Origin of the sequence: Ornithinimicrobium jinqii (assembly GCF_045032595.1) — a bacterium.
Classification (GTDB): Bacteria; Actinomycetota; Actinomycetes; order Actinomycetales; family Dermatophilaceae; genus Ornithinicoccus.
Genome location: NZ_JBJFZS010000012.1, coordinates 85,200 through 99,414, shown reverse-complemented (window position 1 = coordinate 99,414; position 14,215 = coordinate 85,200). Strand labels below are relative to the sequence as shown.

The window sequence follows — 14,215 nt, the reverse complement described above, 5'->3', positions numbered from 1 at the left end:
GGTCAGCGCGCGTCGGGACGACGGCGCATCGCGTAGCCGGCCGCGCCGGCACCAACGAGGACCAGGGCGGCTCCGCCCAGCAGACCCATGTTGACGCCGTCGCGCGAGGACGGGCCGTCGGTCTCGACGGGCGGACCGGTCGGGTCGTCGGTCCCGGTCGGGTCGTCGGTCTCGGTCGGGTCGTCCGTCTCGGTCGGGTCGTCCGTCTCGGTCGGGTCGTCCGTCTCGGTCGGGTCGTCCGTCTCGGTCGGGTCGTCCGTCTCGGCGGGCGGGGTCTGGTCCACCGGCGCCTGGCAGACGATCGCGTGGGTGATGTTGCCCTCGGCGCCGCCGGGGGCCTCGAGCCCGTAGTCGTACGTGCCGTACCCGGTCCAGGCGTGGACGTCGTAGTCGTCGGCGACCTTGATCACGACACCGATCCAGTCGTTGCCCTCCTGCAGCAGCGGGCTCCACACGCCCTCGGCCACGTCGAGGCTGAGGACCCCCGGGGCGCCGCTCACGACGGAGACGGAGCAGGCGACATCGGCATGGCCCTGGGTGGTGAAGTACTCCTCCCAGAACTCGCCGGTCGGCTGACCGGGGAGGGCGGTGGCCGAGGAGGCCCCGGCGAGCAGGACAGCGGCGGCGCCGGCCCCGGCGGCGAGACCACGGAAGGTCAGGGTGCGCATGTGCGGTTCCTTTCGGGCGACGCGTGGGCTGTTCCCACTCGTCCTGGACAACTGCCCCTCGAGTCACACGGATCACAAATGACACATGTGTAACTCCAGACGCTCTGGCACCATAGCGGGGCCGTCGCGTCAGCGCACCATCCGCCCCGGCGTGTCCGGCGTGTCGCCCTCACCCCCACGGTCGCGCGGGGCGCCCTTCGCCCTTCTCACAGCCCGGCGCGCGGCCGGACGAGCGCGACGAGCGTGGCGCCGGTCTCCGGGACCGTGGTCCCCCGGTCGACGACGGTGGCCCGTCCGTCCTGGACGACGAACATGAGGACGGCGTCCGGCTGGCGCTCGCGGAAGTCCGAGAGCGTGTGGTGCGACGTCAGCCTGGTCTGTCGGACCTGCATCCCCTGGCGGACCCGGTCCTCCAGCTCCGGCGCGGACAGCGCCGGCTGGAAGGCCACCTGGGCGGTGAGCTTGGGGGCGGTGCGCCTCTTGGCCTGGGTCGTGGTGCGGGCAGCGGTCCCCTCCTCCTCGCGGGCCTTCCGGCGACCGGCCCGACCGGCCGGCGGCGCCCCGCCCTCGGCCACCTCCCGGTCCGACAGCCCCTCGCCCTGACGGCGCAGCTGGAAGGTCCGCGACGTGCCGAGGGTGTGGGAGAACTCCCGCGCCGCGGTCGAGTTCGTGTCGTCGTCGAAGGTGGCCGCGACCAGGGACCCGATCCCGGCCAGCTCCATGTCCTCCACGGCATACTCCGACAGGATGTGCGTCCGCTCGACCCGCAGGCCCGCCAACCGCGCCTGGGACACCTCGCCGGGCGACAGCGAGACCAGCAGGGTCGGCACCTTCAGGCCCTGGAGCACGGCTGCCGCCTGGCGTGCCCACGGCGGTGCACCGGCGATGAGCACCCCGTTGGGCACCGTGGTCGCCAGGCCGAGACGCTCCGCCAGCCTGCCCACGCCCAGGCCGTAGACCGCGACGGTGACCACGATGGTGACGAACACCAGAGGCACCAGGTCGGCGGACTCGACGACGAGCGCGCTCAGTCGCTCGGCCTGCGCGTCGAGCAGCAGCGCCTCCTGGGGGGAGCGCCCGCCCACGGCGACCTCAGCCGCCGCCTCCTGGGCGGCCTGCTCGATCTCGAGGGCGAAGATGCTGGTGACCGCGGCCGCGACGATGCCGCGCGGTGCCATGAACGACAGGAGGGTTCGCTCCTCACGGGTGGCGGAGGTGCCCAGCAGCCCGAGCCAGATCGAGGCCGGCCGCACGACGAGGATGAGCAGGGTCACGAAGACGAGGGCGGTCGGGGCCACGGCCACCACCTCAGCGGGGCTGACCCGGCCGGCGAGCAGGACGAAGAGCGCCCCGACGATGAGCACCTGCAGGTGCTCCTTGAACTCCCGCACGTGGTCCAGGCGCAGGCCGGGCCGGTTGGCGAGGTAGATGCCGAGCATCGTGACGGTGAGCAGGCCGCTCTCGGCCTGCAGCTCGTTGGAGACCACCAGCGCACCCACGGCGGCGGCGAGGAACACCACGCCCTCGAGGTAGTCCGGGAGCAGGTGCCGGCGCATCGCCACCTCCAGCACCACCCCGAAGACGACCGTGAGCACCGTCGCCACCAGGAGGGTCCGTCCGAGGGTGAGGGCTGCGCTGCCCAGCGCCGGCTCGGGGCCGGCGATGATGACGGCCTGGAAGACGAGGACGGCCAGCACCGCCCCGATCGGGTCGACGACGATCCCCTCCCACCGCAGCATCGAGGAGACGCGGCGCGTGGGGCGCAGCTGCCGCACGATCGGCGCGATGACGGTCGGACCGGTCACGACGAGCAGCGCACCGATGAGGAGCGCGAGCTGCCACCCGACGCCGGCCAGCATCGCCGCGGCGGTGATCATCGCCCACGCGATCGCGACGGTGACGGTGCAGAGCCGCACCACGGTCTGCCCCAGCCCGCGCAGCTCACGGAACCTCAGCGACAGCGACCCCTCGAAGAGGATGATGCCGACCGACAGGCTGACGGCGGCGAAGAGGACGTCGCGGCCCAGCACCGACTCGGGCGTGACCACCTGGCCGAGCAGGAAGCCCGCCAGCAGCAGGAAGAGGATCGAGGGCACCCGAAGCCGGTAGGCGACGAGCTGGCACACCGCCCCCAGGGCCAGGACCAGTGCGAGGTAGGGGGCTGGAGACACGCCTGACAGTGTGCGTCATGACGGCGCGCTGCTGCGCAGGAGGACCCCGCAAGGAAGACCCTGGGCACCGTCCCCACCCCGACGGGACCGACCCCTACTCCTCCGGCGCCAGCAGACCCACATCGAGCAGCGTCTGGACCGCACCGGTGGTGAGCTCGAGGGCGGTCCCCCCGGTCGGCCGACCGAACTCCTCCTCCAGCGCCGCGGCCAGCTCCTCGACGCTGGCGCCGTGGCGCGCCCGGTCCCGGATCATCGTCCCCAGCGCCGACACCCGGTGCACCTGCCCGTCGAGGAGGACGAGCGACTCCCCGTCCCGGTGCAGCTCGTCGTGGGCCACGACCGCCCTTACCCTCATGCCCGCTCCCGCCCGCAGATCTCGGCGACAAGGGGCTCGAGCCCCTCCACCTCGGCATACACCGCACGTCGCGCGCCCCCGGTGCGCTCCAGGACCTCCGCGAGCCACCGCAGCGGGCCGTCGGTCCCCATGAAGCCGGAGGACTCGGGGGTCAGCTCGAGCACGGCGTCGAGCAGGTCCAGCTCCTCCACGACCGGTCCGCCCGTCAGCCGGGCGTCGCGGCGCAGGAGCACGACCCCCGCGATCCACGGGGTCGCGACCGGCGCGGTCAGCCCGACCTCGCCGGGGGCCTGCTCGTCCTTGACGTGGGCCCAGTCGGGTCGGCGCGTCGACAACGGCTTCAGGTATGGCGTGATCGTCCCGTCGCGCCGGATCCCGACCGTCTCGTCCGAGACGTAGGCGCGGGTCCCCCCGAGCGTGCGGCACAGGGTCGTCTTGCCCGTGTTGCCGGGAGCGGCGAAGACCGCGGTGGCGCCGGTCTGCGGGTGGGCGAGCCCGGCGGCGTGCAGCATGAGGAGGTCGCCGGTGCGCGCGCCGATGACCTCGTAGGTGATCGACTGCGTCAGCCGCTGCAGCAGCCGGGCGGGGTCGGTGTCCTGCACCGTCGTCTCGGTGCGGCTCCACGGGGGCGGCTCCTCACCGGGGGCTCGGAGCGCAGCCCGCACCACGTGCGTGGTCTCGCCGCCCGGATCGTCGCGGAGGGCCAGGTGCCAGCGCTCGCGGACGGTCTGCGCCAGCCGTGCGGCCTCGTGCCCCGCGACGTGCACGTCCACGTCGGTGCCGAGCACGCGCAGCGGCACCACGGTCGACACGTCCACGCCCACACCCTAAGCGCGGCCTCCGACGTTAGGGTCCGGAGGCATGGAGGTCGGCGAGGATCCGGGCGAGGCGCTGCGCCGGGCGGTGTCCGCGCTGTACGCCGGAGAACCGGCAGGGTTCGTCGCCCGCCGCAGGGAGTGGGTGGCCAGGCTGCGGAGCGCCGGTCTGCGGGAGGTCGCCAAGGAGGTCGGGGGGCTGCGCCGGCCCAGCGTCGCCGCGGCAGCCGTGAACGCCGTCGTGAGGGCCGACCACGAGGTCGTCGACCAGCTCGAGGCCCTCGGTGCGCGGATGCGGGTGGCCCAGTCGGCCCTGGACGCGGCCGGCCTGACCGCGCTCCGTGGCGAGCGCGACCAGCTGCTCACGGCCTGGGTGGAGGCGGCGCGCGAGCACGCGCCCGAGGGCCTGACGGCGCCCGTCGAGGCCGAGGTGCGCGACACCGCGATCGCGGCGCTGGCCGACCCCGCCGCCAGCGAGGTCGTCACGAGCGGCAGCCTCACGCGGGCGCTGCACTACAGCGGGTTCGGCGAGGTCGACGTGGCCGACGCTGTCGTGCGGACCAGCACCGGCGTGGTGCTCACCCGGATCGAGGGTGGCCGGGGCGCTCAGGAGGACGACGGCGAGGTCGACGAGACCGAGGTCCACGGGGACGACGGCGAGGTCGACGAGACCGAGGTCCACGGGGAGGAGCCGGACGTCGCGTCCGCGACCGGGGCCGCTGCAGCGGCGGACGCCGAGCGCGTGGCGGCTCTCGAGCGGGAGCTCGACGAGGCCGAGAAGGACGTCGCCGCCGCCCGCGCGGCGCGCAAGGTGGCGGCCGCCGACGACGAGGCCGCCGAGAAGCAGGTCGCGGTCAGCACCGCCCAGGTCGAGCAGGCCGAGCGGCTGCTCGCGCAGGCTCGTGCGCACCTGGACTCGGCGACCGAGGAGCGGACACGCACGGTGGTCACCCTGTCGGAGGCGGACGAAGAGCTCCGAGACACCCGCGAGCGTCGCGACGCCGCACGAGCGGTGCTCGAAGAGGCCGAGGACGCCTGACGGGTCGCCGCGGACCCGCTGCGGCGGTCAGTCGCGGCCGCCGACGCTCCGGTCGTCGACCGCACGGATGAGGCGCCACGCCAGCGGGAACGCGGCCGCGGCGAGAGCGGCCTTGACCAGACCCGGCAGGACGAAGGGCGTGACGCCGTAGGCGGCGATCGTCGCCATGTCGGTCAGGCCGAGCACGGTGGCCATGTAGGGGACGCCGAGGAGGAACGGCATCACCGTCGCGGCGCAGAAGCCGAGCATCGCCAGCACCGGCCGACGGTCCCAGGCATGCTCGGCGCACCAGCCCGCGACGGCCGCCGCGAGGATGAACCCGACGACGTAGCCGAACGAGGGCGCCAGCAGCATCCCGGGCCCCCCGCCGCCCTCGGCGAACCACGGCACGCCGGCCAGCCCCGCGACCATGTAGGTGGTCATCGCTGCGGCACCGCGACGCATCCCGAGGGCGCCACCGACCAGCATGACGGCGAGGGTCTGACCCGTGATCGGGACGGGCCACATCGGGATCGTGACCTGGGCCAACGCACCGACGACGGCGGCGCCGGTGACGACCAGGGCGACGTCGGTCAGCGTGGTGCTGCGGGGGACGAGTCTGTCAACGAGGACACCGGGGCGGGCGGTGAGGGCGGCGGTCGACACGGGTGGGTCCTTCCGGATCGGTGAGGCGTCAGGGAAACGCGACCCCGGGGGGTACGGCGTGATCGGCACAGCCTCCCACAGCGCCTGGCCGCGTGGGAGGGGTGGTTCGTCGCGGGCAGGTCGGCGCACGGTGGCCTCCGCAGCGGGGGCGCGCAAGGGCGCCGTTGGCGAGAAGGTGACGTGACGTCATACCCTGGGAGCGCATCGACGCCGGCCAGCCGCACCACGGGTGGTCGGCGTCCCTCGTCCGGGGACCTCCGGGCGAGGACCCGACCGCGCACGCGAAGGATGTCCCATGAAGATCGGTCTGCTGACCGCCGGCGGCGACTGCCCCGGACTCAACGCCGTCATCCGGGGCGTCGTGCTCAAGGGTGACCGCATCTACGACCACGAGTTCGTCGGGGTCCGGGACGGCTTCCGCGGGTTGGTCGAGGACGACATCGTGCCCCTGCCTCGGCAGCGGGTCCGCGGCCTGTCCAAGGTCGGCGGCACGATCCTGGGGACCTCCCGGGTCAGCCCGATCACCAACGGGGGCACCGCGCGGGTCAAGGAGGTCATGGACCACCACGAGATCCACGCGCTCATCGCGATCGGCGGCGAGGGGACGCTGACGGTGGCGCGGATGTTCCACGACGACGGGATCAACGTCGTCGGCGTGCCCAAGACGATCGACAACGACCTGTCGGCGACGGACCGGACGTTCGGCTTCGACACGGCGGTGTCGGTGGCGACGGAGTCGATCGACCGCCTGCGCACCACCGGCGAGGCGCACAGCCGTTGCATGGTCGTGGAGGTGATGGGGCGCAGCGTCGGCTGGATCGCGCTGCACGCCGGCATCGCGTCCGGGGCGCACGCGATCCTGATCCCGGAGGTGCCGGTCTCCCGCGAGCAGCTGTGCCACTGGGTGCAGCACGCCTTCGACCGCGGCCGCGCGCCGACGGTCGTGGTGGCCGAGGGCTTCACGTTCGAGGGTGACGAGCTGGTCGAGAAGGACCAGACCGACGCCTACGGACGACCGCTCCTCGGCGGGATCGGCGAGCAGGTCACGCGGGTCATCGAGGAGCGGACCGGGATCGAGGCGCGCAACACCACCCTGGGTCACCTGCAGCGCGGCGGTGTGCCGAGCTCCTACGACCGGGTCCTGGCCACGCGGTTCGGCACCGCGGCCGTGGACGCCGTGAGCAACAAGGTCTGGGGGACGATGGTGGCGCTGCAGGGCATCGACATCGTCAGCGTCAACCTGCACGACGCGACCAGTGCGCTGAAGACCGTGCCGCGCGACCAGTGGGACGAGGCCGCGATCCTGTTCGGGTGACCGCTCCCGGCGCGAGGGTGGGGGCGAGACCGCCACACCACGCGCCCGACGGGGTGCCTAGGATCGGGCTCATGAGCCTGACCGACGACGCCCGCGCGCTCCAGGACGACCTCGTGACGCTGCGGCGCGAGCTGCACCGGTGCCCGGAGGTGGGCCTGGACCTGCCCCAGACCCAGCGCATCGTGCTGGACGCCCTGGCCGACCTGCCGCTGGAGATCACGACCGGCACCGCGACCAGCTCGGTCGTCGCCGTGCTGCGCGGCGGGAGGCCGGGACCGACGGTGCTGCTGCGCGGCGACATGGACGGGCTGCCCGTCGCCGAGGAGACCGGCCTGGACTTCGCGTCGACCACCGGCACCATGCACGCGTGCGGGCACGACCTGCACACCGCCGGGCTCGTCGGCGCGGCACGACTGCTCAGCGCGCGCCGGGAGGAGCTCGCCGGGTCGGTGCTCTTCATGTTCCAGCCGGGCGAGGAGGGCTACGGCGGGGCCAAGGTCATGCTCGAGGAGGGCCTGCTGGAGGCCAGCGGCGAGAAGCCGGTCGCGGCCTACGCCATCCACGTCTTCCCCGGGCCGCGCGGCCACTTCGAGTTCCGCTCCGGACCGATGCTGGCCGGCTCCAACGTCCTGCGCGTCACGGTCACCGGCAAGGGGGGCCACGGGTCCCAGCCGCACACCGCCCTGGACCCGGTCGCCGCCCTCGTCGCGATCGCCGCCGACCTCCAGACCATGGTCACCCGCCGCTTCAGCGTCTTCGACCCGGTGGTGCTCACGATCACCCAGCTGTCAGCCGGCGAGGCCGTCAACGTCATACCCGCCACCGCCTCGTTGGGCGCGACGGTCCGCACCCTCTCGCACGACAACGTCGAGGCGATGCGCCGCGAGACTCGTCGGGTCGCCGAGGGCGTCGCCTCGGCCCACGGGTGCACCGCCGAGGTGGAGTTCGAGGTGCAGTACCCCGTGACCGTCAACGACCCCGACGAGTCCGCGTGGGTCGGCGAGCAGCTGCGTGCCCGGTTCGGGGAGGAGCGGGTCAGCGAGCGCGCCGACCCGCTGATGGGCTCCGAGGACTTCTCCTTCGTCCTGCACGAGGTGCCCGGGTCGTTCATCTTCCTGCAGTGCAGCCCGCCCGACGTCGACCCGGACGACGCGGCCGTCAACCACTCGGCCCACGTGCTCTTCGACGACGCCGTGCTCGGCGACCAGGCCGCGGCGCTCGCCGGGCTGGCGGTCGAGCGCCTCGCCCGGGGGCAGGGGTGAGCGACGCGGGGCCCAGGAGCACAGCCGAGGACCTCCCCACCGCCGCCGACGTCGACGCCGCTGCGGAACGCCTGCGCGGCCGGGTCGCCCGCACCCCGCTGACCCACAGCGCCCGGCTCTCGGAGGTCGTCGGCGCGCAGGTCTGGCTCAAGCGCGAGGACCAGCAGCCGGTCCGGTCCTACAAGGGCCGGGGCGCCGCCAACCTCATCGCCCAGCTGGACAGCGAGCAGATCTGGGCCGGGGTGGTGTGCGCCAGCGCCGGCAACCACGCGCAGGGCGTCGCCCACGCGTGCGCCTCCCTCGGCGTCAACGCGCGGATCTACCTGCCCGGCAACACCCCCCGGCAGAAGCGCGAGCGGGTCGCGGCCATCGGCGGGGACTGGGTCGAGACGATCGTCGGCGGGCAGACCTACGACGAGGCCTGGGCCGGCGCGGTGCAGGACGCCGGGCGCACCGGCGCCACCCTCGTGCCGGCCTTCGACCACCCCCACACGATCGCCGGCCAGGGCACCATCGCCCGCGAGATCATGGAGGACATGCCGACGCCGCCGGACGTGGTCGTCGTCCCGGTCGGCGGCGGCGGGCTGCTCGCCGGCTGCCTGACCTGGCTGGGCGAGCGGCACCCCGGCGTGCGGGTCGTCGGGGTCGAGCCGGCCGGCGCGGCGAGCATGATCCGGGCGACCTGGAACGGTGGTCCGGTCGCGCTGGAGACCATCGACCGGTTCGTCGACGGCGCGGCCGTGCAGCGGGTCGGGGAGTGGACCTACCGCGTCGTCGCCGAGCACTCCCCCGAGCTCGTCGCCGTCGCCGAGGGCCGGGTGTGCACCGAGATGATCGCGCTCTACCAGACCGAGGGGATCATCGCCGAGCCCGCCGGGGCGCTGGCGTCGTCGGCTCTGGATGCCCTCGGCATCGAGCCCGGCCAGACCGTCGTGGCCGTCCTCTCCGGTGGCAACAACGACGTCCTGCGCTACCCCGAGGTGATGGAGCGCTCGCTCATCCACGAGGGCCGCAAGCACTACTTCCTCGTCGACTTCCCGCAGGAGCCGGGGATGCTGCGCCAGTTCCTGGACCAGGTGCTCGGCCCGGACGACGACATCGCGCTGTTCGAGTACGTCAAGCGCAACAACCGCGAGACCGGCCCCGCCCTCGTCGGCATCGAGCTGGGGAGCCGGCAGGACCTGCAGCCGCTCCTGGAGCGGATGGCAGCCTCGTCGATCGACATCGAGCCGATCCCGCACGACAGCCCGTTGTTCCGCTTCATCCTCTGACCGGGAGGCTCGCTCGCCCGGCCGCGCGTGCGCCACTCCTTACATCGTGCCGACGGGCGTGCACAGGCGCGCGGGAAAGCGGCCGCCTGTTCCGCCTCCTCCGGTGGGCGCGCCGCGTGGACGCGCCGCTCATCCCGTGAGGGCCCCGGCCTCCACCCGATCCTCGGCGTGCCGGGGACCGACGCCGGGCCCGACCCTGCGCGGCCACCAGAAGCGCTCCCCCAGCAGGCGCACGATCGCCGGCACCAGCACCGTGCGCACGACGAGGGTGTCGAGCAGGACGCCGATGCAGATGACCACGCCGATCTGGGCGAGGACCACCAGCGGCAGCACACCCAGCACCGCGAAGACCGCCGCCAGCAGGATGCCGGCGCTGGTGATGACCCCGCCGGTCGCGCCGAGCGCCCGCAGCACGCCCTCCCGGGTGCCGTGGACGCCGGCCTCCTCGAGGGTGCGGGTGATGAGGAAGATGTTGTAGTCCACGCCCAGGGCGACGAGGAAGAGGAAGGCGAGCAACGGCATACCCGCGTCGATGGCGCTGAAGCCGAGCACGCCGGTGAAGACCCACCAGGAGACCCCGAGAGCGGCGGCGAAGGTCGCGACGACGCTCGCGACCAGGATGACCGGGGCCATGACCGAGCGCAGCAGGGCCATCAGCGCACCGAGGACGAGCACGAGGATGAGCGGCATGACGACCCAGCGGTCGCGCACGCTCCCAGCTCTCTCGTCGACCGAGCTGGCGTCACCACCGGTGACGTAGGTGTCCGCGCGCCCGTCGAGGGTCTCGCGCAGCTCGGCGACCACGTCCCGGGACGCCTGGCTGCCGGGGTCCGCGTCGAGGACGACCTGCACCTGGCCGATCCCGTCGACGGGGGGCACCGCGGTGGCGCGGGTGAGGCCCTCGACGTCCGCGAGGCTGTCGGCGAGCTCCTCGACCTCGGCCATGTCGTCGGTGCGGGTGACGACGAGCAGCGGGTCCGAGGTGCCGGCCGGGAAGGACTCGGCGAGCCGCTGGGCGGCCGTGATCGCCTCGGGGGTCTCCAGGAACTGGTCCTCGGGAGCCAGCCCGCTCTGGATCTGGGTGAGGCCGAACGCCATCGCGGCGAGCACCGTGAGCGTTCCGGCGACGTAGACGGCGGGGGCCGTGGCGACGGCGTCCCCGATGCGCCGCCAGACCGAGCGCGACTCGCTGAGGACCTGCTGGCCCTCGCGCGGCACCTGCGGCCAGAAGATCCACCGGCCGAAGACGACGAGCGCGCCCGGCAGCAGGCCGAGCACCCCGACCGCCGCGACGACGACGCCCACCGCGCAGGCGAGGCCGAGGCCGCGGGTGGCCGGGAAGACCGACAGCAGCAGGCAGAGGACGCCGACGACCACCGTGCTGGCGCTGGCGAGGACCGCCTCGGACGCCCGCCGCAGCGCGACCGCCATGGCGTCGTGCCGGCTCGTGTGCGTGCGCAGCTCGTCGCGGTAGCGCGAGATGAGCAGCAGGGCGTAGTTGGTGCCGGCGCCGAACACCAGGACCGAGAGGATGCCGATCGTCGACTCGTCCCACGGGACTCCCACGAGCGCGAGGACGCGGGTGGCGACCGCCGCCGCGACCTGGTCGGCGATGCCGACGACCACGAGCGGGATCACCCACAGGACCGGGCTGCGGTAGGTCACGATGAGGAGCAGCGCGACGACGCTCGCGGTGGCCGCGAGGAGGGTGAAGTTGGCCCCGTCGAAGACCGAGGCGAGATCGGCCTGGATGGCCGCCGGACCGGTGACCTGCGCCGTCACGCCGTCGGGGACGGCCGCGGCCAGGTCGGCGCGCATCCCGGTGACGACCTCCTGGGCCTCCGTGGCCGACGGCGCCGTCACGGTGAGCGTGCTCAGCGCCGCGGTCCCGTCCTCCGACGGGATCAGGGGTATGCCGCCCTCCGTCACCCCGGGCGGTGGGCCGGCGCCCTCGGCGGGCGCGTCAGCGTCCGCGGGCGGGCCTCCGGCGGGAGACTGCGACGGCTCGCCGGTGCCGTAGGTCGCGGCGACCTCCTCCATCACGACGGCCAGCTCCGGGAGCAGCGCCTCGATCTCGTCGCCCTCCTGGGTGAACAGCACGATCGCGGTGCTGCTGCCCTCGTCGGGCAGCTCCTCCAGCAGCGCCTGCCCCTGGGTGCTCTCGAACCCGGCCGGCAGGGTGGACAGCGGGTCGGGCTCGCGCTCGGCCGGGCCGAGCCCCGCGATGACCCAGGCGCCGAGGAGAAGGCCGACGAGGGCGATCGCCCAGCTGCGGCGGCCGGTCAGCAGCGCGACGAGTCTGGTCATGAGGTCCTCCGGAGTATCCTGATCATGTTGTTCACCGGCTAACTAACCAAGTGAGATAGTTCGTGACGGAAAATACCATGCAGGGCGGCCCCGCGCACACCGCGTGGGTCGACTCCTGGCAGCGCAGCGACACCCTCGACGCGCTGCGCAGCCTGCTCGACACCAGCGCCCGGGCCACGCCAGCGCTGGCCAGGCGGGCGCAGCTGACCCACACCGAGGTGGCCGTCCTCGAGCACGTCATGGAGCACGTCGCCGGCCCCAGCGAGCTGGCGCAGCGGCTGGGCGTCACGACCGCCGCAGCGACCGGCATCGTCGACCGGCTCGTCGCCCGCGGTCACGTCGAGCGGCAGTCGCACCCCAGCGACGGACGGCGCACCATCGTCGCGGCCACCCCGTCCGGCCGCGAGGAGGTGCTGGGCCACCTCATGCCGATGTTCATGGAGCTGGCGCAGATCGACTCCCGCCTCACTCCCGACGAGCGCGAGGTGGTGCTGCGCTTCCTGCGCGACGCCGAGCGCGCGGTGCAGCGGCTGCTCTGAGCCGGCGCACCACCGCCACCGCCACCGCCACCGCCACCGCCACCGCCACCGCCACCGCCACCGCCACCGCCACCGCCACCGCCACCGCCACCGCCACCGCCACCGCCACCGCCACCGCCACCGCCACCGCCACCGCGGAGCATCCGGGCTGTTGCGGAGCATATGGGTCGTTCTGGCAGCCCAGATGCTCCGCGATGACCAGGATGCTCCGCGGTCAGGGACGTCTGGTCGCGGCCGCCGCAGATGGAGGCTGGGGCGACCGAACGTTCTGCTTAATCCTCTGAACGTAGACTGGGGCGATGACCGCCACCCCCGGCCCTGCCGCCAGCCGCACCGCCGCTGCGATCACCGTCTCGGACCGCAGCTCGGACGGTCGGCGCGAGGACACGGCCGGTCAGGTCCTGGTCTCCGCCCTCCACACCTTCGGGTATGACGTGGCCGCTCCGGTCGTCGTGCCGGACGGCGTCGGGTCGGTGGCCGGTGCGCTGCGCGACGCCGTCGCCCAGGGTCATCGGCTGGTCGTCACCACGGGCGGCACCGGCATGGGTCCCCGCGACCTGACCCCGGAGGGCACCCGCGAGGTCATCACCCGGGAGAACCCGGGCCTGGCCGAGCTGCTCCGCCGCGAGGGCGCACGGCATACCCCCTATGCGGCCGCGTCGCGCGGCGTGGTCGGGGTCGTCGACTGGCCGTCCGAGCGAGGAGCGGGCGGGACGCTGGTCGTCAACCTGCCGGGCCGTCCGTCGGCGGTGCAGGAGGGGATGGACGTCATCGGTCCGCTCCTGGGGCACCTCGTGGACCAGGTCGCCGGGGGCGACCACTAGATGGTGCGTGAGCCGCTCGTCGACAGCTACGGCCGGGTGCACCGTGACCTGCGGATCTCGGTGACCGACCGGTGCTCGCTGCGCTGCACGTACTGCATGCCCGAGCAGGGGGTGCCCTGGCTGCCGCGCGACACCATGCTCTCCACCGAGGAGGTCGTCCGCCTCGCAGGGGTCGCCGTCGCGATGGGGATCGAAGAGGTCCGGCTGACCGGCGGCGAGCCGCTGCTGCGGCGCGACCTCGTCGACGTCGTCGCCGGGCTGGCGGCGCTGGACCCGGCTCCGGAGATCTCGATGACGACCAACGGCGTCGGCCTGGCCCGGATCGCCGCAGACCTGCGTGCCGCAGGGCTGACCCGGGTGAACGTCAGCATCGACACGCTCAGCCGCGAGACGTTCATCGAGATGGCCAAGCGGGACCGACTGACCGACACCCTCGCCGGCATCGAGGCCTCCGCGGCCGCCGGGCTGCTGCCGGTCAAGCTCAACACCGTGCTCATGCGCGGCGTCAACGACCACGAGGCCGTGGACCTGCTCGGTTTCGCGCTCGCGCACGGCTACCAGCTGCGGTTCATCGAGCAGATGCCGCTGGACGCCCAGCACCAGTGGGACCGGACCCAGATGGTCACCGGCGAGGAGATCCTCGGGCGGCTGCGCACGGCCTACCGGCTGGACCCGCTGCCCGACGAGACGCGCGGCAGCGCACCCGCCGAACTCTTCCTCGTCGACGGCGGACCCGCGACCGTCGGCGTCATCGCCTCGGTGACGATGCCGTTCTGCGGCACCTGCGACCGGGTGCGGCTCACCGCCGACGGCATGATCCGCAACTGCCTGTTCGCCACCGGCGAGACCGACCTGCGGGGACCCTTGCGCGCGGGGGCGTCCGACGACGAGCTCGCGGTCCTGCTGCGCACCTCGATCGGCGCCAAGCTGCCCGGGCACGGGATCAACGAGCCGGGCTTCCTCCAGCCGCCGCGGCCGATGAGCCGGATCGGCGGCTGAGCGAG

The 14,215-nt window shown here is 73.6% G+C and carries 13 protein-coding genes; 7 read left to right on the top strand and 6 right to left on the bottom strand.

Annotated features, from left to right (window positions below):
* Positions 1-2 precede the first annotated feature (2 nt).
* From ACI3ET_RS05700 to ACI3ET_RS05685, 4 genes are all read right to left on the bottom strand, one after another.
* Positions 3-668 (bottom strand): hypothetical protein, encoded by a 666-nt coding sequence (locus tag ACI3ET_RS05700; protein WP_405032011.1) that lies wholly within the window; start codon positions 666-668, stop codon positions 3-5.
* Between the two features lie 206 nt (positions 669-874).
* Positions 875-2,839 (bottom strand): cation:proton antiporter, encoded by a 1,965-nt coding sequence (locus ACI3ET_RS05695; protein ID WP_405032010.1) that lies wholly within the window; start codon positions 2,837-2,839, stop codon positions 875-877.
* A 94-nt stretch (positions 2,840-2,933) separates the two neighbouring features.
* On the bottom strand, positions 2,934-3,194 hold the full coding sequence (locus ACI3ET_RS05690) for a hypothetical protein (protein ID WP_405032009.1): 261 nt from the start codon (positions 3,192-3,194) through the stop codon (positions 2,934-2,936).
* On the bottom strand, positions 3,191-4,012 hold the full coding sequence (locus ACI3ET_RS05685) for a hypothetical protein (protein WP_405032008.1): 822 nt from the start codon (positions 4,010-4,012) through the stop codon (positions 3,191-3,193). The genes ACI3ET_RS05690 and ACI3ET_RS05685 overlap by 4 nt, the downstream gene beginning before the upstream one ends.
* A gap of 43 nt (positions 4,013-4,055) precedes the next feature.
* Between ACI3ET_RS05685 and ACI3ET_RS05680 the strand changes: the two genes are divergently transcribed.
* Positions 4,056-5,048 (top strand): hypothetical protein, encoded by a 993-nt coding sequence (locus ACI3ET_RS05680; protein ID WP_405032007.1) that lies wholly within the window; start codon positions 4,056-4,058, stop codon positions 5,046-5,048.
* A 27-nt stretch (positions 5,049-5,075) separates the two neighbouring features.
* Here ACI3ET_RS05680 and ACI3ET_RS05675 read toward each other — a convergent pair whose 3' ends face one another.
* Positions 5,076-5,693, bottom strand: coding sequence for a biotin transporter BioY (locus ACI3ET_RS05675; protein ID WP_405032006.1), 618 nt, complete (start codon positions 5,691-5,693; stop codon positions 5,076-5,078).
* Positions 5,694-5,988: 295 nt separating this feature from the next.
* Here ACI3ET_RS05675 and ACI3ET_RS05670 point away from each other — a divergent pair, with 295 nt between their 5' ends.
* The 3 genes from ACI3ET_RS05670 to ilvA all read left to right on the top strand — a co-directional run bounded on the left by ACI3ET_RS05670 (position 5,989) and on the right by ilvA (position 9,541).
* Entirely contained in the window at positions 5,989-7,008 is a 1,020-nt protein-coding gene (locus ACI3ET_RS05670) for a 6-phosphofructokinase (RefSeq protein ID WP_405032005.1), read from the top strand.
* A 71-nt stretch (positions 7,009-7,079) separates the two neighbouring features.
* The gene (locus tag ACI3ET_RS05665) at positions 7,080-8,270 is read left to right on the top strand and encodes a M20 metallopeptidase family protein (RefSeq protein WP_405032004.1); all 1,191 of its coding nucleotides are present in this window, start codon (positions 7,080-7,082) and stop codon (positions 8,268-8,270) included.
* Positions 8,267-9,541: a threonine ammonia-lyase IlvA gene (gene ilvA, locus ACI3ET_RS05660; protein ID WP_405032003.1), complete on the top strand. Its 1,275-nt coding sequence runs from the start codon at positions 8,267-8,269 to the stop codon at positions 9,539-9,541. The genes ACI3ET_RS05665 and ilvA overlap by 4 nt, the downstream gene beginning before the upstream one ends.
* 129 nt (positions 9,542-9,670) lie before the next feature.
* On the opposite strand, the gene ACI3ET_RS05655 is transcribed toward ilvA, so the two are convergent.
* Positions 9,671-11,848, bottom strand: coding sequence for an MMPL family transporter (locus tag ACI3ET_RS05655; RefSeq protein ID WP_405032002.1), 2,178 nt, complete (start codon positions 11,846-11,848; stop codon positions 9,671-9,673).
* Between the two features lie 62 nt (positions 11,849-11,910).
* Here ACI3ET_RS05655 and ACI3ET_RS05650 point away from each other — a divergent pair, with 62 nt between their 5' ends.
* The 3 genes from ACI3ET_RS05650 to moaA all read left to right on the top strand — a co-directional run bounded on the left by ACI3ET_RS05650 (position 11,911) and on the right by moaA (position 14,210).
* Positions 11,911-12,387, top strand: a complete 477-nt coding sequence (locus ACI3ET_RS05650) for a MarR family winged helix-turn-helix transcriptional regulator (protein ID WP_405032001.1) — start codon at positions 11,911-11,913, stop codon at positions 12,385-12,387.
* Positions 12,388-12,686: 299 nt separating this feature from the next.
* Complete coding sequence (locus ACI3ET_RS05645; protein ID WP_405032000.1) at positions 12,687-13,211, top strand: MogA/MoaB family molybdenum cofactor biosynthesis protein; 525 nt, start codon at positions 12,687-12,689, stop codon at positions 13,209-13,211.
* Positions 13,212-14,210, top strand: a complete 999-nt coding sequence (gene moaA / locus ACI3ET_RS05640) for a GTP 3',8-cyclase MoaA (protein WP_405031999.1) — start codon at positions 13,212-13,214, stop codon at positions 14,208-14,210.
* Positions 14,211-14,215 lie beyond the last annotated feature (5 nt).